Below are 23,379 nucleotides of genomic sequence, written 5' to 3'. Positions count from 1 at the left end.
GCGTCCTTTCGTCGAGGACGCGCGGCGGGTCAGGCGAGCCGGCGCGCCAGCTCGACCAGCGTCTCCGTGGTCCCGCCGTCCAGCTTAACGGTGGCCCGCGCGTCGCCCTTGGTCTCGCCGCGGTTGACGATGACGATCGGGAGGCGCTTGCGGCGCGCCTCCTCCAGGAGCCGGATGCCGGAGTTGACCACGAGCGACGAGCCCGCGATGACGAGCGCGTCTGCGGCGCGCACCAGCGAGCTGGCCTCCCGGTACTTCTCGGCCGGGATGAACTCGCCGAAGAAGACCACGTCGGGCTTCAGGTGGCCGCCGCAGACCGTGCAGTCCGGGATGACGAAGGAGTCGACGTCGCTCACGATCGCGTCGCCGTCCGGTGCGATCTCCACGGCGCCCTCGGTCTCCAGCCACGGGTTGGCCGCGTCGATGCTCGCGGTGATCGCCTCGCGCGCGAAGATCTGGCCGCAGACCAGGCAGACGACGCGATCCATCGAGCCGTGCAGGTCGACCACGCGGCGGCTGCCTGCCTGCTTGTGGAGGCCGTCCACGTTCTGGGTGATCACGCCGTTCGCCGCGCCCGCGGCCTCCAGAGCGGCGAGAGCGCGGTGGCCGTCGTTGGGGTGGGCCGCCGCGAACCGCCGGTAGCCGACGTGGCTGCCGGCCCAGTACCGCTTGCGGTAGCGGTCGTCGGCGAGGAACTGCTGGAACGTCATCGGCGTGCGCTTGGGAGCGCCCTCGCCGCGGTAGTCCGGGATGCCCGAGTCGGTCGACACGCCGGCGCCGGTCAGCACCGCGAAGGTCCGACCCGCGAGCAGCCCCTCGACCTCGTCGATGCCGCGCGAGAGCTCGGGTGAGAGCTCGCTCGTCAGCGTGGTCACAGACACCTCCCGGTCGATCCTCCCCGCAGTCTAAACCGGCCGCTTTTCGAGTTTGTTTCCGGCTACTGGCAATCTGGACGGGTGCAGATCCTCCGTGTGACCGACCTGACCGCCGACGGCCTCGCCGACTACTCCCGCCTGACGGACGTCGCGCTGCGGCGCGTGAGCGAGCCGGAGGGCGGTCTCTACATCGCGGAGTCGACCAAGGTGATCACGCGCGCGCTCGCGGCCGGGCACCGCCCGCGGTCGGTGCTGCTGCAGGAGCAGTGGCTGGACGACGTGGCGCCGCTGCTCGCGGACTACCCGGACGTGCCGGTGTTCGTGGGGGAGTCCGCGCTGCTGGAGCAGCTGACCGGCTATCACCTCCACCGCGGGGCGCTGGCGGCGATGCACCGGCCCGAGCTGCCGGACCCGCGCTCGCTGCTGGCCGGCGCCAGGCGGGTGGTGGTGCTGGAGGACATCGTGGACCACACCAACGTCGGCGCGATAGTAAGAGGCTGTGCCGCATTCGGGGTGGATGCTGTACTCGTGACGCCTCGATGTGCGGACCCTCTCTATCGGCGAAGTATTCGCGTTTCGATGGGGACGATCTTCCAAGTCCCGTGGACGCGAATCGACCCGTGGCCAGAATCGCTGAACATGCTCAACGATCTTGGGTTCCAGACTGTCGCACTTGCGTTGAACGAGGACGCCGAGTCACTCGATGAGCTCGCTGCCTCGCTGCCCGATCGCCTCGTCCTCATTCTCGGAACAGAAGGAGACGGCCTCACCGCACGCACCGTCGATTCAGCCGACCGCGTTGTCTATATCCCGATGGAGGGCGGTGTCGATTCACTTAACGTCGCCGCCGCGGCGGCTGTCGCGCTCTGGGCGACGCGCAGCTAGGACGCTGCGTGGTCGTCGGCGAGCTGAGAAGCGTACTCCGCGCGCGGGCCGCGGGAACGGTCGATTGTTTGCGTGGAGCCCCCACACTAGGGCGTTGAGCCGTGAATGAGTGTCACATCATCTCGATAACCTGGATAGCGTGAAACGAGCTGCTATCGCGGGTGTCGCGCTCATCATCGGGACGACGCTCGCCGGGTGCAGCAGCGGTCCCTCCACATTCATCGCAAGAGGCACACTCGCGGCGCATAGCTGATTCACCGGAAGCCAGAATATTAACCTCTGGAAAGAGACGGTGGAGGTTCAAGATCCGCACGGGGTCGCCCTCGCAGCGGCAGTGGTGAAGGACATGAACTCGACCTCGACCGACAAAGACGAGTGCGACTACTCCTTCAGCGTGTCCGGCGTGCCTACTGGCAAGGACTTCTACGCCTTGGTTGTTCGGGGGTCTCATTCGGACACTTCAGCCAGAAGCAACTCACGTGGCGACTAGGCAGCGAGCGGTCGGGAGTAGCTCCGGGCTACAAGCCTGGTCCACCGACCAACCGCCGAGCAGCGGTTGAATCCCCTATTGGCGATGCGGCCATGAAATTAAGCGGGACGGTGCTGGTCATCGCGATCAGGTTCTGACGAGGAGTCGAAAGAAACGTCTACACACGGCCGAGAGCGAACGCACAAGCTCGCCGATTTCGCTGAAGGTTGCGGTCGCCGCAGGGATTGCCATTTGGGCTATGAGAGCAACCTAGGCTGAGACCGCTAAATGCAACTACTTCCGCTTTCGTGTTCTCGTTGCGGCTCGCGTGACCTCGATCAACTCGTCGATCGTAGAAATCATGACTAACGCGCGCATCGGATCGTCCTCAATCAAGCTGTGCGCACGAGGGTTTCGCCGCCGCTACCGCGCCTTGGCAAAGCTGCATATGACCGCGTTGGCGGCTTTCTTCGGATTTGCTAGTTCCCTTGCCGATACGCAAGAGGGGCTGGCTGGGCGAGAACGCGATCGTCATGAGACTATCGCCGTCTTCGGTCCGCCCGGTTCGTGCCCGAACGAGCTCATTCAACGCTTTAACTGCGGACTCCACAGCGTCCGCATAGTGGCCTGAAGCGAATCGCGTGCGAGTAGCGATTCGAAGCACATCGTCTTTGATTCGCTCGTCGAACTGCGCAAGCAGATGTGATTCCGGGCCGAGAATCGGTTCGGAATCGGGTACCTCTGGGTCGCGGCTCTGTACATCTAAGGTCGAGTACTCGACCACTTCAGACTGAATCGATCGCGCAAGCGCGATCACTGCTTCCCGAGCCGCCTCATCCATCAGTTCTTGTAGAGGTGCTTTGCCATGCTCGCGAAGATTTGGTCAATTTGCTCGGCAGTTGCAGTTGCTGGGATATGAATCTGAATGTCCAGACGCACCTCCGGGCCGCTTGTGTTGCGAGGGCCGTGGGTTTCATTCGCGGCTTTACTACTCGCGGGCGCTTGCGTAGGTTGCGACGTCGCGGTCGCAGGACCTCGTGATACGGGAGAGGCCGCTTTCGCCCCATTTGTCGAAGCACCCTTCGAACGCGTCTTTGGCGCCCCGCTTGGTGTCGGAGGCTCAGGGACCCGACGTTCAGCGATCATCACGTACGTCGAGGCCATGTTTGATGCGTTCGAATCGCCGAGGCCTTTATGCTGCAACCACGTCTTGACCTTCCCTTGTCAGGGTTGCCGTCGTCGTCCGTGAGCGATTCAAGCTCGGGGGGATAGATCTCGGAAATGATCTCGTCGCATGCGTCGGCGTAGGTACCGTCGACTCGCCACTTCTGTCCGCGGTCGGTGAGTGCGCCGTCCTCGTCTATGAGGCCCAAGCGGCGCATGGGATACACGACATTGTCGGCGGCGCTCTTGGGGCTAGACATGTCCAGGATCGCGGCGACCGAGGCGGGGGTGAGCTTGGTGGAAGGGGCGGCCGCAGCGCGTGCTCGAAGTGCTCGCCAGGCATTCGCTGACACCTTCGGGTAGGACGCGTTCTCCGCCATAGCTCTCCATTTCCTCGCGCCTAGAATACCGACCGGTCGAATTAATGCCTCGGCCACGAGCAGCGACACGCCGCGCAACCAGGTCCCCAACGTCGGGGCGATCTTCCGCAGCGTCGCCGGCCTCGGCGCCGACGCGGTGCTCGTCAGCCCCGCTGCGCGGACCCGCTCTACCGGCGGAGCGTGCGCGTGAGCATGGGGACCGTCCTCCAGGTGCCGTGGACGCGCATCCCGGAGTGGGACGAGGCGGCACCGCTGCTGCACGAGGCCGGCTTCGAGATCGCGGCGCTCGCGCTGGCGGACGACGCGGTGTCGCTGGACGAGTACGCCGCACGCGCCCCGGAGCGTGCAGCCCTCGTGTTCGGGTCGGAGGGCGACGGGCTCAGCCGGCGGGCGCTCGCGGCTGTGGACACCGTGGTCACCATCCCGATGCTGCACGGGGTGGACTCGCTCAACGTCGCGTCCGCGAGTGCGGTGGTGCTGTGGGCCATGCGGGTGCGCTGAGGGACGTCCCCGGTGGCGTCGTCCGTTCCGGCCCCGGCTGGCGCGTTCTCAGCGGACACCTCAGTGCGTCCCCCTAGACTCCGAAGGTGCCTCAGCAAGTCCTCGCCGATCCGCCGCGCCGTCTGAACCGCAAGCAGGTGTACCGCCGCCGCCGGATCGTCGTGTTCGGAGTCGGGGGCGTGCTGCTGATCGCCCTGCTCTACGTGTTCGGCTCGGTCATCACACCGATCCCGGCCACCGCTGCGGTCACCCAGCACGAGACCTCCCTCACCCAGGCCGCGGCCCAGCTGAACTGGCCCGGCTACGGATCGGCCGCGATCACCGCGCCGGACTATCCCGGCGCGACCGAGTACCACGGCAGCGACGCGAGCATGCCGATCGCGAGCATGACCAAGACGATCACCGCGCTCGTCGTCCTCCAGGCCAAGCCGCTGGACGGCAACGCGGACGGCCCGACGATCTCGTTCACGCAGAAGGACGTCGACATCTGGAACCAGGTGATCGCCGCCGGCGGCTCCTGGGCTCCCGTGAAGGCGGGCACGTCGATGACCGAGAAGCAGGCGCTCACCGCGATGCTGCTCCCGTCGGCCAACAACTACGCGATCTCGCTGGCGAACTGGGCCTACGGCTCGACCTCCGCCTACCTCAAGGCGGCGAACGGCTGGCTCGCGTCGAAAGGCTTCACCGGCACCAAGGTCGTCACCCCGGACGGCCTCGACCCCGGCAACGTGAGCACCACGAAGGACCTGATCGGAATCGGCAAGCTCGTGCTCGCCTCGCCCGCGCTCTCCGCGATCGTCTCGCAGAAGACGGCGACGCTCCCCGGCGCGGGCGCCCAGGACAACACCAATGCGCTGCTCGGCGTGGACGGCGTGGACGGCATCAAGACCGGCAACACCGACCAGGCGGGATTCTGCCTGCTGTTCTCGGCCGAGGTGCCGGTCGGCAAGGAGAAGGTGCGCGTACTCGGCGTCGTGCTGGGCGCGGCGGACCACGACACGCTGTGGGCGGGGGTGAGCGGACTCCTGACGAGCATGCAATCGGGCTTCCACGAGGTGACGGCGGCGACGACCGGGCAGGTCTTCGGCTCCTACACGACCAAGTGGGGCGCGGCCTCCAACGTGGTGGCGACGTCGGGCCAGAGCTTCGTGGTGTGGTCGAACACCCCGATCGCCGTCGACCTGACGACGCAGCGGCTGCAGTCCGGGTTCAAGGGGGATGTCGTCGGGCACGTGACGTTCACGGTCAACGGGGCGGCGAAGACGGTGGACCTGGCGCTCGCGAAGGATGTGCCGGACCCGGGGTTCGGGTGGCGGTTGGCGCATCCGGGGGGATTAGGGACGTAGGGCCGGGTGGTCTTTACGCCTGGTGTATAAAAGTCGGCTTACTCGGCGCTTTGAATGTCATAACGGGCGACTGGCCGGGTGAAGCGCTGGCGGATACTCCGAGTCCACGCGCAGGGAGAGGGCTCGTAGGCGCGCGGTCGGCGCCGAAAGCCGACCTAGGGTGATGAGGCTCATGCCACCCACACCGTGAGGTCCCGACTAATGTCCTCTGACACCCGGCCGCACTCGCGCGCCGTCGCCCGTGGCCGCCGATCGGCCGCGTCCACAATGCCCCGGTCGGCGACCCCACCGACCATGAAGCGGTTGGACCTACAAGGGCTTCGCGCGCTGGCCGTGGGGATCGTGATGGTGAACCACGCGTTCGAATGGCCGTACGGCGGGTTCATCGGGGTCGATATCTTCTTCGTGCTCTCCGGCTTCCTGATGACGACTGTCCTCTTCAAGGAGTACGAACGTTCGGGGACGATCCGGCTGCTCGCGTTCTATCGCCGTCGCATTCGCCGCCTGATTCCCGCGTCCGCAGCTGTAATCGCCGTGACGGTCGCCGCTTCGTACGTCCTCTTCCTGCCCAGCCGGGCAATGAGCACGGCATGGGACGGTGTCGCGTCGCTCTTGTTCGTCTCGAACTGGCGGTTCGCCGCCCAAGCCACCGACTACTTCACTCAAGACGCGGCAACATCGCCGCTCCAGCATTACTGGTCGCTGAGTCTCGAAGAGCAGTACTACCTCGTCTGGCCGGTGACGATCCTCGCGATGGGATTCCTCGTCGCCCGCACTCGTCACGGCCGGGTCAACGCCGCCCTGATCACGATCGTCGTCACGGTCGCGCTCTACGGCGTCTCCCACTACCTGACCGCCACGAACGTCGCGGCGGCCTACTTCAGCACGCCGGCTCGCTTGTGGGAGCTCTCCGTCGGGGCGGTCGTGGCCCTGTGCATGCCGCTGTTCGACCGCGTGGGCAGACGACTCCGAGCTGTGATTGCGCTCGTGTCGGTGGCAGGGATGATCCTTGCGGCGGCAATCACGCCATCGGGCGCGGGCTTCCCTGCGCCGTGGGCCGCGCTTGCGGTTCTGAGCACGGCCACGTTCATCGCGTTCCCGTGGCACCCACGGCGAAGCTGGCTCCACCCCTGGACAATCCGGCGTTGAGCTACGTCGGGGACATCTCGTACTCCCTGTACCTGTGGCACTTCCCGGCCATCATCCTCATCGGCGAGGCGTACCGCGGAATAGCGGACGAGGGCTCGCCGATCCCTGCCGCGATCGCTCTCGTGGCATCCTTCGTGCTGGCTTCGCTCTCGTATCGGTTCATCGAGGAACCGATACGGCAGTCCCGATGGCTGGAGCCGAGGAAGCGCACACGCTCCGCGAGATCCTACAAGCCGATGATCGTCGCCGGTACCGGCGTCGTGGCCGTCCTCGCGGTGGTGTTCGCCGTCCTCGTCGACTCGAGCGGTCGATACGCGGGCGTGTCGGCTGACGCACCGGCGAAGCCGACGGCCACAGCCGACCCCTCGGTGGAGGACACGGACGACGAGGCTGTCCTGAAGGGGTTCAAGGTCAGCATCCGAACAGCGATCGCAGCGACGCAGTGGCCCGCCGAGCTGAGCCCGTCGATCGACACGGTGCTGGCGGGCTACGAGCACGATGCGCCCGTGCACGCCTGCGGTGTGAACCCCTATCCCGGGGTGGACACGTGCTCGTGGGGGAGTCCCGATGCGCCGGTCTCCGTCGTCATGGTGGGCGACTCGACATCGATCGCCTACACCCCGATGATGCGCTCGCTCGCCGAGAACTCCAACGGTCAGCTGCGGGTGACGACCTTCGCCTTCTACAGCTGCCTGTTCGCGGATGTGGTCAGGCAGAGCCCTGACCCGAACGCGAAGAAGGCCTGCGCGGAGCGCAATGAGTTGGCGATCGGCGAGATCGCGAAGCTGAAGCCCACCTACCTGTTCATCACGAACGTTCCGTCAGCGCTCAAGGTGGAGGACGGGAGCGAGCTCACCATGTCGGCGTACGAGGCCGGACTCACCCGCTTCCTCGACCGAGTGGGCCCGAATGTCGGAAAGACGGTCTTCCTCACGGCGACTCCGAACGAGAAGAACCTCATGAAGTGCTACTCGCCGAGGATCTCGCCCAAACAATGCACGGGTGGCGTCCAGCCCAGTTGGGAGGCGGTCACCGGAGCGGAGAAGAGGGTCGCCGCGGCGATCGGAGGGGTCTGGGTGGACACGCGCCCGGTGTATTGCTCCGGCGACGTGTGCCCTCCCTTCGCGGACGGAATCATCATCCGGTTCGACGCGACGCACATCACCGACGAATATTCGGTGCACATAGCCGCGGGAATCGTCGCGCTGCTCAACCAGAGCGGGATCAGGCTCACGAAAGACAACAGTGAAGAGGCGACGAGTTGATGCCCGATACCCGCGATCGCCGCTCATGGAACTCCACGGACGGACTGGTGCCTGCTCGCCCGACCACGAAGCGACTCGATCTCCAGGGCGTGCGCGCTCTCGCCGTCGGCCTCGTGGTGCTGAACCATGCGTTCGACTGGCCTGCGGGAGGGTTCGTCGGGGTCGACATCTTCTTCGTCATCTCCGGCTTCTTGATGACGTCGTTGTTGTACCGGGAGTATGAGCGGACGGGGACGATCGCGTTCCTCGCCTTCTATCGGCGGCGGATTCGACGGCTGGTCCCCGCCTCTGCCACGGTCGTCGTGGTGACGATCGCCGGGGCGTTCGCGTTGTTCGGTTCGGGGCGATTCCTGTCGACGGTGTGGGACGGCGTGGCGGCGCTGTTCTTCGTGTCGAACTGGCGGTTCGCTGCTGCACAGACGGACTATTTCGCGCAGGGCGCCCAGGCGTCGCCGCTGCAGCACTACTGGTCGCTCAGCCTTGAGGAGCAGTACTACCTGATCTGGCCGATCGCGGTTCTGGTGCTTGGACTTCTGGTGGCGCGCCAGCAGCGTGCGCGAGCGACTGCGGCTGTCCAGTGCCTGGTGATCACGGCGGGTCTCTTCCTGGTCTCCCTCCAGCTCACGCAGTCCGACAATGGGAGCGCGTACTTCATCACCCCTGCACGACTCTGGGAACTCTCTGTCGGGTCGACGATCGCGCTGTGCATGCCTCTCTTCGACCGTCTCCCTGCGCGGTGGCGCCCGGCGATCATGCTCCTAGCGCTGGGCGGTATGCTCGCGTCGTCGGTCATCACGCCGTCGGGCGCGGGCTTCCCCGCACCCTGGGCGCTCGTCGCGGTCATCAGCACGGCCGTTTTCATCGCGTTCCCGTGGCAGCCACGACGGGCGTGGCTCAATCCCCTCGCCAACCCGGTCATGACGCACATCGGCGACATCTCGTATTCGCTGTACCTGTGGCACTTCCCGGCGCTCATCCTCATCACGGAGGCGTTCCGTGGACTTCCCGGCGACAAGTCGGCGGTCCCGGCGGTCGTGTCGATCGCGGTCGCGCTGGGGCTGTCGGAGCTGTCATACCGGTACGTCGAGGAGACGGTGCGGAAGTCGCGGTGGCTGGAGCCGAAGAAGAAGCGTTCGCCTGCCTCGGCCTACAAACGCGTCGTCGTCGGATCTGTGGCGACGGCTGTGGCCGCCACGCTCGCATTTGCCTTCGCGATGGATCGACAGGCGCGGAACACGGAGGCAGCGGAGGAAAAGACTGTGCCACCGCAGACCGAGACGCCGATCGACGGTGACAGGGCCAGCGCGGCGCTCGACTCATTGGCAGCGGAGATCAAGACCGCTCTCGCAGCCACGAGCTGGCCGGAACTCACCCCGAGCATGGACAGCGTCGTCGCCGGCTATCAGCGAGACGAAGGGACGAACGCGTGCTCGAACCAGGTGTTTCCCGGTCTTGGCGACTGCACGTGGGGCGCTGAAGACGCACCGCTCTCGGTGGCGATCGTCGGCGACTCGACGTCTGTCAGCTATGTTCCGATGCTCCGAGCCATCGCCGACGCGTCGAACGGGCAGCTCAAAGTCAGCACGCTCGGCATGTACGGGTGTCCGTTCGTCGATTTCGAGACGACGAATGGCGGCGATGCGGTGAACAAGTACTGCCCCGCCCGCAAAGAGCAGGCTATCGAGAACATAGCAACCCTGAAACCGGACGTCCTCATCATTTCCAATACCTACCTCCCACTGAAAGAAGTGAGCACTGGGGCGGTTTTCACCCCCGCTGCATACGCGAAGGGGCTGAGGGCATATCTCGAACGGACCGGACCGAACGTAGGGAAGGTCGTCCTCCTCGCGCCGCCACCGGCGGACAAGGACGTCCGCGAGTGCTACTCCCGGCGGACGGGCCCTGACGCTTGCGTCAGCACGGTGAATTCCCGCTGGAAAGCGATAGCCGCGGCGGAGTCCTCAGTGGCCTCCGCATTCGGCGGAGCCTGGATCGACACCCTTCCGCTATTCTGCGCGAGCTCGAAGTGCCCGGCATTCGCGGCGGGAATCCCGATGAAGTTCGACGATCTGCACCTCACCGAGGAGTATTCCCGCCACATCGCGCCCGGTTTCGTCGCGCTGCTTGCGGCGAGGGAGATCAGCCTCGCGGGAGACACAGGCGGCTAGCAATCGCCGGCAGGAGGAGCGGGGCTGCGCCGACGCCCTACTCCTCCTCCAGCAGCTCGATAACGAACGGCCCCGCCTGCGGCCGCTTCGGCAGCACATGATCACCCGATGACTGGTGCCGGATCCGCCGCAGCACCCACGGCACCAGGTACTCCCGCGCCCACGACAGATCCTCCGCGCGGGCCTGCCGCCAGGTGCGAACCGGCAGCGGCTCGGGCTCCAGCGGCTGGAGGTCGTTGTCGACGTTGAGGGCCGCCAGGACCATGCGGGCGACGGTGTGGTGGCCGAGCGGGGCGAGGTGGAGACGGTCGGGGGCCCACATCCGCACGTCCTGGATCTCGGTGAGCGACCACTGGTCGGCCACGATCGCGTCGTACTTCGCCGCGACCGCGCGGACGTTCTCGTTGTAGATCGCGACCTTGCCGCGGATGCCGCGGAAGACCGGGGAGAAGCCCACGTCCACTCCCGTGAAGACCACCACGGTGGCGCCGTCCGCGCTGAGGCGGCGGACCGCCTCGTCGAAGAGGGCGGCGATCGCGTCGGGGTCAGTGCCGGGACGGATGACGTCGTTGCCGCCGGCCGAGATGGTGATCAGGTCGGGACGGAGGGCGACCGCCGCGTCGACCTGCTCGTCCAGGATCTGCTTGATCAGCTTGCCGCGGACGGCCAGGTTCGCGTAGGCGAAGTCGTCCGTCTTACTGCTCAGCACCTCCGCCACGCGGTCGGCCCAGCCGCGGTGGCCGCCCGGGCTGAGCGGCTCCGGGTCGCCGATCCCCTCGGTGAACGAGTCGCCGAGCGCGACGTAGCGGGACCACGGATGCTGAGCTTCGACCATCCCACCATTCTGCATCGCGGGGACGCCCGCCGACGATTGTCAGGCGGCTCCGGTAGATTCGATCCAAGTGGAGACGAACGCAGCGCCCTTGCCCGATGAGCCCGGGATGAGCGCTGGCGTACCCGCGAACGGCGCCGAGCCCGACCTCTCGGCCGGCGCCCGTGCGGGCAGTTTCGCCGCCGAGCACCTGTCCCCGTCCTTCCCCGAGCGCGCCGCCTGGGGCACCGCGGGCAAGCTCCGCGCCTGGCAGGCGGAGGCCCTCGACGCCTACTTCGTGAACGAGCCGCGCGACTTCCTCGCGGCCGCGACGCCGGGCGCCGGCAAGACCACATTCGCGCTCCGGCTCGCGACCGAGCTGTTGTCGCGGCGCGTCGTGGAGCGGGTGACGGTCGTCGCGCCGACCGAGCACCTCAAGCGGCAGTGGGCGGAGGCCGCAGCCAGGGTCGGTCTCCACCTCGACCCCGACTTCCGCAATGCGGACGGCCGGTACGCCCGGCACTACAAGGGCGCGGCGGTGACCTACGCCCAGGTGGCGATGCGGCCGAGCCTGCACAAGGACATCACCGAGTCGTACCGCACGCTGGTCATCCTCGACGAGGTGCACCACGGCGGCGACGCGCTCAGCTGGGGCGACGGCATCCGGGACGCGTTCGAGCGCGCCACCCGGCGGCTGTCGCTGACAGGGACGCCGTTCCGGTCCGACACCGCGCCGATCCCGTTCGTCGCCTACCTGCCCGACCGGCAGGGCATCCGCACCTCGGTCACCGACTACAACTACGGCTACGGCCGCGCGCTCAGCGACGGCGTCGTGCGCCCGGTGATCTTCATGGTCTACGCCGGGCACATGCGCTGGCGCACCAAGACCGGCGACGAGATGGAGGCGCGGCTCGGCGAGGGCAACACCAAGGACATCACCTCGCAGGCCTGGCGGACGGCGCTCGATCCGCGCGGGGAGTGGATCCCGGCGGTGCTGAGCGCGGCGGACCGCCGGCTCACCGAGGTGCGCAACTCCATCCCGGACGCCGGCGGCCTGGTGATCGCGACCGACCACTACGCGGCCCGCGCGTACGCCGACCTCCTGCAGCAGATCAGCGGCGAGCCGGTCACCGTCGTGCTCTCCGACGAGAAGGAGGCCAGCGACCGGATCGCCGACTTCTCCGCGGGCGACTCGCGGTGGATGGTCGCGGTGCGGATGGTGTCGGAGGGCGTGGACGTGCCGCGGCTGGCGGTCGGCGTGTACGCGACCAGCGCCTCCACCCCGCTGTTCTTCGCTCAGGCGATCGGGCGCTTCGTGCGCGCGCGCCGCCGGGGCGAGACGGCGTCGGTGTTCCTGCCGAACGTCCCCACGCTGATGGCGCTCGCCAACGCCCTGGAGCTGGAGCGCGACCACGCGCTCGACCGGCCGTCGCAGGAGGGCGGGGAGGGCGACCTCTGGAACCCGGAGGACGCCCTGGTCGCGGAGGCCAACAAGGAGTCCCGGGCATCGGAAGCGCTGACCGAGCAGTTCGCGTTCGAGGCGCTGGGGTCGGAGGCGAACTTCGACCGGGTGGTCTACGACGGGCGCGAGTTCGGCGGGTTCGCGGTGCCGGGCACGGACGAGGAGCTCGACTTCATCGGGCTCCCCGGCATCCTGGAGCCCGACCAGGTGCACGACCTGCTGATGCAGCGCCAGCAGCGGCAGGCTCGGAGGCACTCGTCCCGGCCGGCCACTGCGGATGGGCACCCGCCCGCGCCGCTGCACCGCACGCTCAAGGAGCAGCGCCAGCTCCTCAACAGCCTGGTCGGCCTCTACTCGAAGAACTCGGGGGAACCGCACGGCCTCATCCACGCCGAGCTGCGCCGCGTGTGCGGCGGCCCGGCGGTGGCGCAGGCGAGCGTGTCGCAGCTCCAGCAGCGCATCGAGTGGCTGCGGAAGCGGATCGGGCGCTAGCGGCGGGCCTCCCGCTAGATGACCCCGAGCGCCAGCATCGCGTCCGCGACCCGGACGAACCCGGCGACGTTCGCTCCCAGAACGTAGTCGCCCGGAGCGCCGTACTGCTCGGCGGTCTCCGCGCAGCGGTCGTGAATGGACGTCATGATGTCGTCCAGGCGCTGCTCGGCGTACTCGAACGTCCAGGCGTCCCGCGACGCGTTCTGCTGCATCTCCAGGGCGGAGGTCGCCACACCGCCCGCGTTCGCCGCCTTGCCCGGCGCGAACAGCACGCCGGCCGCGCGCAGCACGTGGACGGCCTCCGGGGTGCACGGCATGTTCGCGCCCTCGACCACAGCCGCGACGCCGTTGCCCGCGAGGGTGGCCGCGGCGGTCGCGTCCAGCTCGTTCTGCGTGGCGCAGGGGATGGCGACGTCGATCGGGGTCTCGGCCGCGAGCGCCCAGATGTCGCCGTTCGCGCGGTACTCGGCGGACGGGCCGCGCCAGGCCGCGTACTCGGACAGGCGGCCGCGCTCCACCTCCTTGAGCCGGCGGAGCAGCTCGAAGTCGATCCCGTCGCGGTCGTAGACGACGCCGGAGGAGTCGGAGCACGCCACGACGGTTCCGCCGAGCTGGTGCACCTTCTGGATGGCGTAGAGCGCGACGTTGCCGGAGCCGGAGACGAGCACCCGCGCGCCGTCGAAGGAGCGCCCGCGGGTGGCGAGCATCCGCTGCGCGAACACGACCGCGCCGAAGCCGGTCGCCTCCGTGCGGACCAGCGAGCCGCCCCAGCCGACGCCCTTGCCGGTCAGTACGCCGGACTCGTAGCGGTTCGTGATGCGCTTGTACTGGCCGAACAGGTAGCCGATCTCCCGGCCGCCGACGCCGATGTCACCTGCGGGAACGTCCGTGTACTCGCCGAGGTGCCGGTAGAGCTCGGTCATGAACGACTGGCAGAACCGCATCACCTCGGCGTCGGAGCGACCCTTCGGGTCGAAGTCGCTGCCGCCCTTGCCGCCGCCGATCGGGAGGCCGGTGAGCGCGTTCTTGAAGATCTGCTCGAAGCCGAGGAACTTCACCGTGCCGAGCGTGACGCTCGGGTGGAAGCGCAGCCCGCCCTTGTACGGGCCGAGCGCCGAGTTGAACTCCACCCGGAAGCCGCGGTTGACCCGGATGTTCCCCTCGTCGTCCGTCCACGGCACGCGGAAGATGAGCTGGCGCTCCGGCTCCGTCATCCGCTCCAGCACGGCGGCCCTGCCGTAGTGGGGGTTGGCCTCGATGACGGGGCCGAGCGAGCCGAGCACTTCGCGTGCCGCCTGATGGAATTCCGGCTCGCCGGCGTTGCGGCGGAGGACGTCGTCCAGGAGGGAGGAGAGCACGGGAGTCACACGGAAGCCTTTCTCGAACGTAAGATTTCTGAGTCTACTCTCATGAAACTCATACGCTTCGCCACGGCGGCTCGCCGGTCCGGTGGTTCGATGGGGCAATGAGCACGGAGCGCGACGCCGAACACGGCACCATCGACCGCCGGGAGCGGTTCCTGGAGATCCTCTTCCGCATCACCCTGGTGCTGAAGGGCGCGGACGGCGTGCTCGAGCTCATCGGCGGCGTCCTGCTGCTCTTCCTGACGCCGCAGCGGATGAACGACCTCGTCGTGTTCCTCACCCAGCACGAGCTCGGCGAGGACCCGAACGACCCGGTCTCCAACTGGATCGTCCACTTCGGCCACACCCTCACCGGTTCGGCGACGCTGTTCGGCGCGGTCTACCTGCTGCTGCACGGCGTCGTGAAGGTCGTGCTCGTCTGGGCGGTGCTGAAGGAGCAGCTCTGGGCCTACCCGTGGATGATCGGCTTCCTCGTGGTGTTCATCGGCTGGCAGACCTGGGAGCTGGCCAGGCACTTCTCCTGGGGGCTGCTCGGGCTGACCCTGTTCGACCTGCTCATCGTGGGGCTGACCGTCCACGAGTACCGCGTGCAGCGGCGGCTGCGGGCGGCGAAGCTCGCGGCGGCGGCCGAACGGGAGCCCGCCACGGGTTAGGTTCGGCTGCGCTTGCTGGAATCCCGGGCGCGACATTCCTAGGCTGACGCTATGACCGCGGAGACCGTGAACGGAAAGCACCCAGACGAACCCCACCGCGAGGGGATCGCGCAACGGCTGAACTGGCTGAGGGCCGGCGTGCTCGGCGCCAACGACGGCATCGTGTCCGTCGCCGCGGTCGTCGTCGGTGTCGCGGGGGCCACTCCCGCCATCCCGGCCATCCTGACCGCCGGCCTCGCCGCCCTCGTCGGCGGCGCGATCTCGATGGCGCTCGGCGAGTACGTGTCGGTGAGCAGCCAGCGCGACAGCGAGCACGCCCTCATCGCCAAGGAGCGCCGTGAGCTGGAGGAGATGCCGGAGCAGGAGCTGGCCGAGCTGACCGGCCTCTACGAGGCGAAGGGCCTGAAGCCCGAGACCGCGCGCCAGGTCGCGATCGAGCTCACCGAGCACGACGCGCTGGCCGCGCACCTCTCCGCCGAGCTCGGCATCGACCAGGACGACGTGGTGAGCCCGTGGCACGCGGCGATCGCGTCCGCCATCGCGTTCACGATCGGCGGCATCCTGCCGCTCCTGACCATCCTCACGCCGGCGGCGATCCGCATCCCGCTGACCTTCGTGATCGTGCTGATCGCGCTGGCGGCCACCGGCTACGTCGCGGCCTGGATCGGCGGCGCCTCGCGCGGCAAGGCGATGCTACGCGTGGTCATCGGCGGCGCCCTGGCGCTGGCGGCCACGTTCGCGATCGGCGCGCTGCTCGGCACGACGGTAGGCTGACGCCCTCGGGCCGCGTGAAGGGGAGCGATGAAGGAGAAGCTGGAGATCGTGCGGGACTGGCTGCCCCGCTACACCGGCACACCGCTGGAGGAGTTCGGCGAGCACATCCTCCTGACCAACTTCGGCGACTACGTCTACCGGTTCGCGGAGTGGTACGGCGCGGAGGTCCGCGGCACCGACCGGTCGATGCCGAACGCGACCGCCGATGGCATCACGATGATCAACTTCGGCATGGGCAGCCCGAACGCGGCGACGATCATGGACCTGCTGAGCGCGGTGAGCCCGAAGGCGGCGCTCTTCCTCGGCAAGTGCGGCGGGGTCAAGAAGAAGAACCAGCTCGGCGACCTGGTGCTCCCGATCGCGGCCATCCGCGGCGAGGGCACGTCGAACGACTACCTCCCGCCGGAGGTGCCTGCGCTGCCGGCGTTCCAGCTCCAGCGCGGTGTCTCCACCAGCATCCGCGACGCCGGGTACGACTACTGGACGGGCACGGTCTACACGACGAACCGGCGGGTGTGGGAGCACGACGACACCTTCAAGACCTACCTGCGGCAGACCAGGTGCATGGCGGTCGACATGGAGACGGCGACGATCTTCGCGGCCGGGTTCGCCAACCACATCCCGGCCGGCGCGCTGCTGCTGGTGTCGGATCAGCCGATGATCCCGGAGGGGGTCAAGACGGCCGAGAGCGACCGCAGCGTCACCGCGCAGTTCGTGGAGCGGCACATCCGGATCGGCGTCGAGGCTCTGCGCCTCGTCCGCCGCAACGGCCGCAGCGTAAGGCATCTGCGGTTCGAGGACGCCTAACCCGTCCGTCACCTCTGCCGAGGGGCACGTTGTTGTCACTTTTCGCGCCCGAAAGTGACAACAACGTGCCCCTCGGCGAGTGGGTGGAGGTGGGAGTGCCGGTCAGTGGCCGGTGAGGGGGGCCAGGGTGCGGGCGATGAGGGAGGGGCGGGCGGTGGCGCGCTCCTCCAGGTCGGCGCCCTCCATCGCGACCAAGCCCGCGTTGGCGCCGAGGAAGCGCAGCGGCTCGGGCTCCCAGCGCGGGGAGCGGTGGCCGACCCAGGGGAGCTCCGTGAGGCCGGTACGGCGGCCGGCGATCAGGTCGGCGAGGGTGCGGCCGGCGAGGTTCGTGGTGCTCAGGCCGTCGCCGACGTAGCCGCCGGCCCAGGCCTCGCGCGTGTCGCGGTCGATGCCGACCGCGGCGTGCCAGTCGCGCGGCACGCCGAGCGGGCCGCCCCAGTGGTGCGTGATCCGCGCCCCCGCGACCGCGGGGAACAGCTCGCCCAGGGTGCGGACAAGGTGGTTGCGCACGGGCGGCGACCTGTCGTACGACGGGTGGATGGCGCTGCCCAGGTGGTAGCGGGCGCCGCGGCCGCCGAACGCGATCCGGTTGTCGGCGGTGCGCTGGCCGTAGACGATCAGGTGCCGGAAGTCCGCGAAGGTCTGGCCGTGCTCGATGCCGATGCGGTCCCAGACCGTGTCGGACAGCGGCTCGGTCGCGATCATCAGCGAGTACAGCGGGAGGACGCTCCGGCCGACCTGCGGGAGCTGCGAGCCGTAGCCCTCGGTGGCGTTCACGACGGTGCCCGCCCTCACGGTGCGCTCGACGTCGCCGACGCGCACCCGCACGACGCCGTCCGCCCAGCTCAGGACCTCGGTGCCCTCGGCGATCGTGGCGCCGCGGCGCTCGACGGCGCGGGCGAGGCCGCGGACGAGCTTCGCCGGGTGGACGCGCGCGCAGGCGGGCGTGACGGTCGCGGCGACGGCGTCCGGGACCCCGTACCGCGCTCGCACCGTCTCGGTCCCGGCGAGGGAGACCCGGTCGACGCCGAACTCCTCCGACTCGGCGAACTCGGCTCGTGCGGCGGCGAGCTGGACGCGGTCGCGGGCGAACGTCACGGTGCCGCCGCGGAGGTAGTCGCAGTCGATGTCCTCGGCGGCGGCGACGCGGCCGACCTCAGCCACCGTATCCACCATCGCCTGCCGTTGCGCGACCGCCGCGTCCCGGCCGTAGCGGGCGGCGAGCCGGGAGGCCGACCAGGGGAACAGCGCTGAGCACCAGCCGCCGTTGCGGCCGGACGCGCCGAAGCCGGCGACCTCCCGCTCCAGCAGCAGGATGTTCAGGCCGGGGTCGAGCTCCTGGAGGTAGTAGGCCGTCCAGAGGCCGGTGAGGCCGGCGCCGACGATAGCCACGTCCACGGTGCCGTCGTCCGCCAGCGCGGGGCGGGGCCGGAAGCCGTCCTCGGCCTCGGTGATCGAGTCGAACCAGAAGCCGACACTGCGGTAGTCCACGTCACTCCTCAACACGTCAGGGAAAAGAGAACGAGCCCGCGCCCCGCCCAAGCGGTGCGCGGACTCGTCCGGTGGTGCCTGCCTTACAGGTGGTTGCTCGCCTCGGTGAGCACCGACTCCAGGATCTGCCGGATCTCGACGAACTCGTCCGGGCCGATGGTCAGCGGCGGGGCGAGCTGGACGACGGGGTCGCCGCGGTCGTCGGCGCGGCAGTACAGGCCCGCGTCGTAGAGCGCCTTCGACAGGAAGCCGCGCAGCAGCCGCTCGGACTCGTCGTCGTCGAACGTCTCCTTGGTGGCCTTGTCCTTCACCAGCTCGATGCCGAAGAAGTAGCCGTCGCCGCGGACGTCGCCGACGATCGGGAGGTCGAGCAGCTTCTCCAGCTCGGCGCGGAACAGCGGCGAGTTCTCCCGGACGCGCTCGTTGAGGCGCTCCTCCTCGAAGATGTCGAGGTTGGCCAGCGCGACGGCGGAGGACACCGGGTGACCGCCGAATGTGTAGCCGTGGTAGAACGACGTGTTGCCGTGCTTGAAGGGCTCGTAGATCCGGTCGCTGATGATCGTCGCGCCGATGGGGGAGTACCCGGAGGTCATGCCCTTGGCACAGGTGATCATGTCGGGCACGTAGCCGTACTGGTCGCAGGCGAACATGTGGCCGATGCGGCCGAAGGCGCAGATGACCTCGTCGCTGACCATGAGCACGTCGTACTTGTCGCAGATCTCGCGCACCCGCTGGAAGTAGCCGGGAGGCGGCGGGAAGCAGCCGCCGGAGTTCTGCACCGGCTCCAGGAAGATCGCGGCGACGGTCTCGGGACCCTCGAACTGGATCATCTCCTCGATGCGGTTCGCCGCCCAGACGCCGAAGGCCTCCACGTCGTCGGTGGGAGCGCCCATCTCGCCCGCGCGGTAGAAGTTCGTGTTCGGGACGCGGAATCCGCCGGGGGTGAGCGGCTCGAACATCTCCTTCATGGCCGGGATGCCGGTGATGGCCAGCGCGCCCTGCGGGGTGCCGTGGTAGGCGACCGCGCGGGAGAGGACCTTGTGCTTGGTCGGACGGCCCTGCAGCTTCCAGTAGTACTTGGCCAGCTTGAAGGCGGTCTCGACGGCCTCGCCGCCGCCGGTGGAGAAGAAGACGCGGTTGAGGTCGCCCGGCGCGTAGTGCGCGAGGCGGTCCGCGAGCTCGATCGCGTTCGGGTGGGCGTAGGACCAGATCGGGAAGAAGGCGAGCTGCTCGGCCTGCTTCGCGGCCACCTCGGCGAGGCGCTTGCGGCCGTGGCCGGCGTTCACCACGAACAGGCCGGAGAGGCCGTCGATGTAGCGCTTGCCGTGGTCGTCCCAGATGTGGTGCCCCTGGCCGCGGGTGATGATCGGGACGCCGTGGCCCTCCTCCATCACCGACTGGCGCGCGAAGTGCATCCAGAGGTGGTCGCGCGCCTTCGCCTGCAGGTCTGCCTCATCGGGTGTGATGGGCTCACCGAACGTTTCAACGGTTGTCGTCATTGTTATCGCGTTCCCCAGTTGTAGAACTGTTTGTGGAGTTTGAGGTACACGAACGTCTCGGTGGAGAGCACTCCTTCGAGAGTCCGGATCTCGGAGTTGAGCATCGTGATGAGGTCGAGGTCGTTCTCGCACACGACCTCCGCGAGGATGTCGTACGTGCCGGCCGTGAGGACCACGTAGTCCACGGCAGGCATGGCGGCGAGCTTGTCCGCGATCACGATCGTGTCGCCGGTGACCCGGACACCGATCATCGCCTGGCGGTAGAAGCCGAGCTGCATCGGATCGGTGACGGCCACGATCTGCATCACACCCGACTCGGTCAGCTTCTGCACGCGCTGGCGCACGGCCGCCTCGCTGAGACCGACGGCCTTGCCGATCTCCGCATAGGACTTGCGGCCGTCCACCTGCAGCTGCTCGATGATCGCCTTTGAGACGTCATCGATGACCGCAGCCTTCGTGCCGTTCGTTGCCCGAGGGGTACTCATGGAGCGATTCTGTCAGTGGCGAGGCGGTCTAGCAAGCGAATCCGCACATTACTGGCCGATTCACCGACGAAATCAGTAGACTCCCCGCCATGAGTTCACCGCTGAGCACGACCACCACACCCGAACTGCACAACTTCGTCGGCGGAGCGCGCACCGCCGCGCGCGGGAGCGACAGCATCTCCCTGATCGATCCGGCGACCGAGGACGTGTACGCCACCGCCCCCGTCTCGACCGCGGAGGACGTCGCCGACGCGTACCGCGCGGCCGAGGACGCCTTCGAGGTGTGGGGGAGCACCACGCCGGGCGAGCGCCAGCTCGCGCTGTTCCGCATCGCCGACGCGATGGAGGCGCGCGCGGAGGAGTTCGCCGACGCCGAGTCGCAGGACACCGGCAAGCCGCGCGGCACGCTGGTCGAGGACGAGATCCTGCTGTCCGTCGACCAGATCCGCTTCTTCGCGGGAGCCGCCCGCAACCTGGAGGGCCGCTCGGCCGGCGAGTACATGCCGGACCACACCTCCTTCATCCGCCGCGAGCCGATCGGCGTCGTCGGCCAGGTCACGCCCTGGAACTACCCGCTCAACATGGCGGTCTGGAAGTTCGCCCCCGCCTTGGCCGCGGGCAACACCACCGTGCTGAAGCCCTCCGACACCACTCCGCTGTCGACGCTGCTGCTGGCGGAGGTCGCGAGCGAGTTCCTGCCGTCCGGTGTGCTGAACGTCGTGCTCGGCGACCGCAGCACGGGAGCGGCGATGATCGACCACCCGACCCCGCAGCTCGTGTCGATCACCGGCTCGGTGCGCGCAGGCATGGAGGTCGCACGCGCCGCCTCCTACGACCTCAAGCGCGTGCACCTGGAGCTCGGCGGCAAGGCGCCGGTGATCGTGTTCGACGACGCCGACATCCAGAAGGCGGTCGAAGGGATCGTCGCGGCCGGGTACTTCAACGCCGGCCAGGACTGCACGGCGGCGACGCGCCTGCTGGTGCAGGAGGGCGTGCACGACGAGTTCGTGGCGGCGCTCGCCCAGTACGCACGCGAGAACGCCCGCACCGGCGCGCCGCGGGACGACGGCATCCTCTACGGCCCGCTGAACAACGCGAGCCAGCTCGCCCAGGTGAGCGGCTTCGTGGACCGGCTGCCCGACCACGCGAACGTGGAGCTCGGCGGCCGCCGCCAGGGCGACCGCGGCTACTTCTGGGAGGCCACCATCGTGTCGGGGCTGCGCCAGGACGACGACGCGGTGCAGAACGAGATCTTCGGGCCGGTCCAGACCGTCCAGAAGTTCACCGACGAGGCGGAGGCGTTGCGCTGGGCGAACGGCGTGCGCTACGGCCTGGCGTCCTCGGTGTGGACGAAGGACCACGGCCGCGCGATGCGCTTCGCCAAGGGCCTCGACTTCGGCTGCGTGTGGATCAACACCCACATCCCGATCGTGGCCGAGATGCCGCACGGCGGCTTCAAGCACTCCGGCTACGGCAAGGACCTGTCGATGTACGGCTTCGAGGACTACACGCGCCTCAAGCACGTGATGTCGTACATCGGGGAGTAGGACCATCGGGGAGTGGGGCGACACGCCGACCGCGATTAAACATCCGCTCCTATAGGTATTCGGCCCGTCCTCCGCTACGCTGCCTGGCACACACATCGTCGTGTGCGACTGACCCGGAAGGCATTCGATGTCCTCAGAACCCTCGTCCTCGACCCATCTCGGAGACGGCGAGCACCTCGCCGTCCTCGGATACGAGGACTCCTTCAACCGGTCCATGACCCTGTGGGCCAACTTCGCTCTCGGATTCACGTACCTCTCGCCGCTCGTCGGCGTCTACTCGCTGTTCGCCGTCGCGATGGCGACGGGAGGCCCGCCCTCCATCTGGTGGATCGTCATCGTCGGCGCCGGCCAGTTCCTGGTGTCGCTCGTCTTCGGGGAGGTGGTCTCGCAGTACCCCATCCACGGCGGCATCTACCCGTGGGCGCGGCGGCTGTGGGGCCGTCGGTACGCGTGGATGGCGGCCTGGGTCTACATCTGGGCGATGATCGTGACCATCACCGCGGTGGCGTCGTACGGCAGCGGGTTCCTCGCCAGCCTGTTCGGCCTCCCCGCCACCAAGGAGGTCACCCTCGGGCTGACCGTGCTGCTGCTGGTCGTGGCGCTCGGGCTGAACTTCACCGGGACGAAGACGCTGGCGACCGTGGCCCGCATCGGCCTGTCGGCGGAGCTCATCGGCGTGATCGCGGTGGGCCTCTACCTGCTGATCTTCCAGCGCAAGCACCCGTTCTCGGTGTTCTTCGACACGATGGGCGTCCAGGGCCACGGCTCGTACCTGGTGGCGTTCCTCGGCGCGGCGCTCGCGGGACTGTTCCTCTTCTACGGCTTCGAGGCGTGCGGCGACGTCGCCGAGGAGGTCGCGAACCCGGCCCGGCGGATCCCGCTCGCCATGATGATGACGATCCTGGTCGGCGGCGTGTCCGCACTGTTCGCCTTCGGCGGCTACATCCTGGCCGCGCCCGACCTGGCGAAGATCGTGGCGGGCAAGGACGTCGACCCGATCCCGGAGATCCTGCAGTCCGCCCTCGGCGACGTCGGCGCGAAGATCTTCCTCGTCGTCGCGGTCACGGCGTTCCTGTCCTGCGTGCTGAGCCTCCAGGCGGCGGCGAGCCGGCTGCTGTTCTCGTTCGCGCGGGACGGGATGATCCCGGCGCACCGTTGGCTGTCGCGGGTTTCGCCGCGCACCAAGGTGCCGGTGAACGCGCTGATCGTGGCGTGCAGCATCCCGGTGGTCATCAGCCTGATCGTCTACCTCGGGCCGGACGGGCTCATCACCCAGGTGACCGCGTTCGCGGTGCTCGGCATCTACGTGGCGTTTCAGTCGGTGGTGCTCGCGTCGCTGCGGCAGCGGGTCAAGGGCTGGCGTCCGGCCGGGCCGTTCTCGCTCGGGCGCGGCGGGATGGTCGTCAACATCCTGGCGCTGGCGTACGGGATCTTCGCGATGGTGCTGCTGGCCTGGCCGACGAGCACGGGGAACTGGTTCAACGACTGGATCGTGCTCATCGGCCTCGGGATCGTCGCGGGCGCCGGACTGCTGTACCTGTTCCTCGCGCGGCCCGACCGCGCGTCGGACGCGCCGGCGGGCGACGCCATTCGGGTGGCGGAGCTGCTGCGGTCGCACCGGAGCGGGACGGTCGCGCCTGCGGCCTCCGCGGAGCCGGCCCCGGCCGACTGACCCGGGCGCGGCCCGCCGTCGGAACTGTGCGCCGGCGGCGGGCCCGCGCCGCCTACCTGACAGGACACGCCGCCTGGCCGCCCGGCCAGGCGGCGTGTCCTGTCATCTCGTTTGGCCGGC

19 protein-coding genes and 1 pseudogene are annotated in these 23,379 nt (G+C 68.4%); 12 read left to right on the top strand and 8 right to left on the bottom strand.

Annotated elements, in window-relative coordinates; genetic code table 11:
* Nucleotides 1-29: 29 nt before the first annotated feature.
* Nucleotides 30-875 carry a Sir2 family NAD-dependent protein deacetylase gene (locus ACQ86L_RS02985; RefSeq protein ID WP_434317631.1) on the bottom strand — a complete coding sequence of 282 codons (846 nt, stop codon included), beginning with the start codon at nucleotides 873-875 and terminating at the stop codon, nucleotides 30-32.
* An 81-nt stretch (nucleotides 876-956) separates the two neighbouring features.
* On the opposite strand from ACQ86L_RS02985, the gene ACQ86L_RS02980 reads away from it, so the two are divergent.
* Nucleotides 957-1,760, top strand: a complete 804-nt coding sequence (locus ACQ86L_RS02980; RefSeq protein ID WP_434317630.1) for a TrmH family RNA methyltransferase — start codon at nucleotides 957-959, stop codon at nucleotides 1,758-1,760.
* Nucleotides 1,761-2,617: 857 nt separating this feature from the next.
* Here the strand turns inward: ACQ86L_RS02980 and ACQ86L_RS02975 are convergent.
* Together ACQ86L_RS02975 and ACQ86L_RS02970 are read right to left on the bottom strand one after the other, a co-directional pair.
* Nucleotides 2,618-3,070: a TIGR02391 family protein gene (locus ACQ86L_RS02975; protein WP_434317629.1), complete on the bottom strand. Its 453-nt coding sequence runs from the start codon at nucleotides 3,068-3,070 to the stop codon at nucleotides 2,618-2,620.
* A 304-nt stretch (nucleotides 3,071-3,374) separates the two neighbouring features.
* Nucleotides 3,375-3,773, bottom strand: coding sequence for a hypothetical protein (locus tag ACQ86L_RS02970; RefSeq protein WP_434317628.1), 399 nt, complete (start codon nucleotides 3,771-3,773; stop codon nucleotides 3,375-3,377).
* Between the two features lie 88 nt (nucleotides 3,774-3,861).
* Between ACQ86L_RS02970 and ACQ86L_RS02965 the strand changes: the two are divergent.
* The 5 genes and pseudogenes from ACQ86L_RS02965 to ACQ86L_RS02945 all read left to right on the top strand — a co-directional run.
* A pseudogene (locus tag ACQ86L_RS02965) lies at nucleotides 3,862-4,274 on the top strand (TrmH family RNA methyltransferase); the annotation flags it as partial.
* 86 nt (nucleotides 4,275-4,360) lie between these two features.
* Nucleotides 4,361-5,620 (top strand): D-alanyl-D-alanine carboxypeptidase family protein, encoded by a 1,260-nt coding sequence (locus tag ACQ86L_RS02960; RefSeq protein WP_434317627.1) that lies wholly within the window; start codon nucleotides 4,361-4,363, stop codon nucleotides 5,618-5,620.
* 294 nt (nucleotides 5,621-5,914) lie between these two features.
* On the top strand, nucleotides 5,915-6,769 hold the full coding sequence (locus ACQ86L_RS02955) for an acyltransferase family protein (protein WP_434317626.1): 855 nt from the start codon (nucleotides 5,915-5,917) through the stop codon (nucleotides 6,767-6,769).
* A complete protein-coding gene (locus ACQ86L_RS02950; RefSeq protein ID WP_434317625.1) occupies nucleotides 6,766-8,034 on the top strand; it encodes an acyltransferase family protein in 1,269 nt (422 codons plus the stop codon). Before ACQ86L_RS02955 ends, ACQ86L_RS02950 begins: the two co-directional genes overlap by 4 nt.
* Complete coding sequence (locus tag ACQ86L_RS02945) at nucleotides 8,034-10,202, top strand: acyltransferase family protein (protein WP_434317624.1); 2,169 nt, start codon at nucleotides 8,034-8,036, stop codon at nucleotides 10,200-10,202. Before ACQ86L_RS02950 ends, ACQ86L_RS02945 begins: the two co-directional genes overlap by 1 nt.
* A 37-nt stretch (nucleotides 10,203-10,239) precedes the next feature.
* On the opposite strand, the gene ACQ86L_RS02940 is transcribed toward ACQ86L_RS02945, so the two are convergent.
* Complete coding sequence (locus tag ACQ86L_RS02940; RefSeq protein WP_434317623.1) at nucleotides 10,240-11,037, bottom strand: SGNH/GDSL hydrolase family protein; 798 nt, start codon at nucleotides 11,035-11,037, stop codon at nucleotides 10,240-10,242.
* Nucleotides 11,038-11,143: 106 nt separating this feature from the next.
* On the opposite strand from ACQ86L_RS02940, the gene ACQ86L_RS02935 reads away from it, so the two are divergent.
* On the top strand, nucleotides 11,144-12,967 hold the full coding sequence (locus ACQ86L_RS02935) for a DEAD/DEAH box helicase (protein WP_434317622.1): 1,824 nt from the start codon (nucleotides 11,144-11,146) through the stop codon (nucleotides 12,965-12,967).
* 14 nt (nucleotides 12,968-12,981) lie between these two features.
* Here ACQ86L_RS02935 and gdhA read toward each other — a convergent pair whose 3' ends face one another.
* Nucleotides 12,982-14,334 (bottom strand): NADP-specific glutamate dehydrogenase, encoded by a 1,353-nt coding sequence (gdhA, locus tag ACQ86L_RS02930; protein WP_434317621.1) that lies wholly within the window; start codon nucleotides 14,332-14,334, stop codon nucleotides 12,982-12,984.
* A gap of 98 nt (nucleotides 14,335-14,432) precedes the next feature.
* Between gdhA and ACQ86L_RS02925 the strand changes: the two genes are divergently transcribed.
* From ACQ86L_RS02925 to ACQ86L_RS02915, 3 genes are read left to right on the top strand one after another with little or no spacing between them, the layout of a single operon-like run.
* Nucleotides 14,433-14,984, top strand: a complete 552-nt coding sequence (locus tag ACQ86L_RS02925) for a DUF2127 domain-containing protein (protein WP_434317620.1) — start codon at nucleotides 14,433-14,435, stop codon at nucleotides 14,982-14,984.
* Nucleotides 14,985-15,035: 51 nt separating this feature from the next.
* Nucleotides 15,036-15,758 carry a VIT1/CCC1 transporter family protein gene (locus ACQ86L_RS02920; protein ID WP_434317619.1) on the top strand — a complete coding sequence of 241 codons (723 nt, stop codon included), beginning with the start codon at nucleotides 15,036-15,038 and terminating at the stop codon, nucleotides 15,756-15,758.
* Nucleotides 15,759-15,785: 27 nt separating this feature from the next.
* A complete protein-coding gene (locus ACQ86L_RS02915; protein WP_434317618.1) occupies nucleotides 15,786-16,565 on the top strand; it encodes an AMP nucleosidase in 780 nt (259 codons plus the stop codon).
* A gap of 102 nt (nucleotides 16,566-16,667) precedes the next feature.
* Here the strand turns inward: ACQ86L_RS02915 and ACQ86L_RS02910 are convergent, their stop codons facing one another.
* The 3 genes from ACQ86L_RS02910 to ACQ86L_RS02900 form a co-directional block, all read right to left on the bottom strand.
* Nucleotides 16,668-18,056: an NAD(P)/FAD-dependent oxidoreductase gene (locus ACQ86L_RS02910; RefSeq protein ID WP_434317617.1), complete on the bottom strand. Its 1,389-nt coding sequence runs from the start codon at nucleotides 18,054-18,056 to the stop codon at nucleotides 16,668-16,670.
* Between the two features lie 83 nt (nucleotides 18,057-18,139).
* Nucleotides 18,140-19,555: an aspartate aminotransferase family protein gene (locus ACQ86L_RS02905; protein WP_434317616.1), complete on the bottom strand. Its 1,416-nt coding sequence runs from the start codon at nucleotides 19,553-19,555 to the stop codon at nucleotides 18,140-18,142.
* A 2-nt stretch (nucleotides 19,556-19,557) separates the two neighbouring features.
* Nucleotides 19,558-20,040: an Lrp/AsnC family transcriptional regulator gene (locus ACQ86L_RS02900; RefSeq protein WP_434317615.1), complete on the bottom strand. Its 483-nt coding sequence runs from the start codon at nucleotides 20,038-20,040 to the stop codon at nucleotides 19,558-19,560.
* A gap of 89 nt (nucleotides 20,041-20,129) precedes the next feature.
* On the opposite strand from ACQ86L_RS02900, the gene ACQ86L_RS02895 reads away from it, so the two are divergent.
* Together ACQ86L_RS02895 and ACQ86L_RS02890 are read left to right on the top strand one after the other, a co-directional pair.
* Nucleotides 20,130-21,587 (top strand): gamma-aminobutyraldehyde dehydrogenase, encoded by a 1,458-nt coding sequence (locus tag ACQ86L_RS02895; RefSeq protein WP_434317614.1) that lies wholly within the window; start codon nucleotides 20,130-20,132, stop codon nucleotides 21,585-21,587.
* Nucleotides 21,588-21,714: 127 nt separating this feature from the next.
* Nucleotides 21,715-23,259 carry an APC family permease gene (locus tag ACQ86L_RS02890; protein WP_434317613.1) on the top strand — a complete coding sequence of 515 codons (1,545 nt, stop codon included), beginning with the start codon at nucleotides 21,715-21,717 and terminating at the stop codon, nucleotides 23,257-23,259.
* The last annotated feature ends 120 nt before the right edge of the window (nucleotides 23,260-23,379 follow it).

This window comes from Leifsonia sp. P73, from assembly GCF_051059105.1.
Classification (GTDB): domain Bacteria; phylum Actinomycetota; class Actinomycetes; order Actinomycetales; family Microbacteriaceae; genus Leifsonia.
Note: the sequence above shows the minus strand (reverse complement) of the source record. Positions and strands in the feature narration are given on the sequence as shown.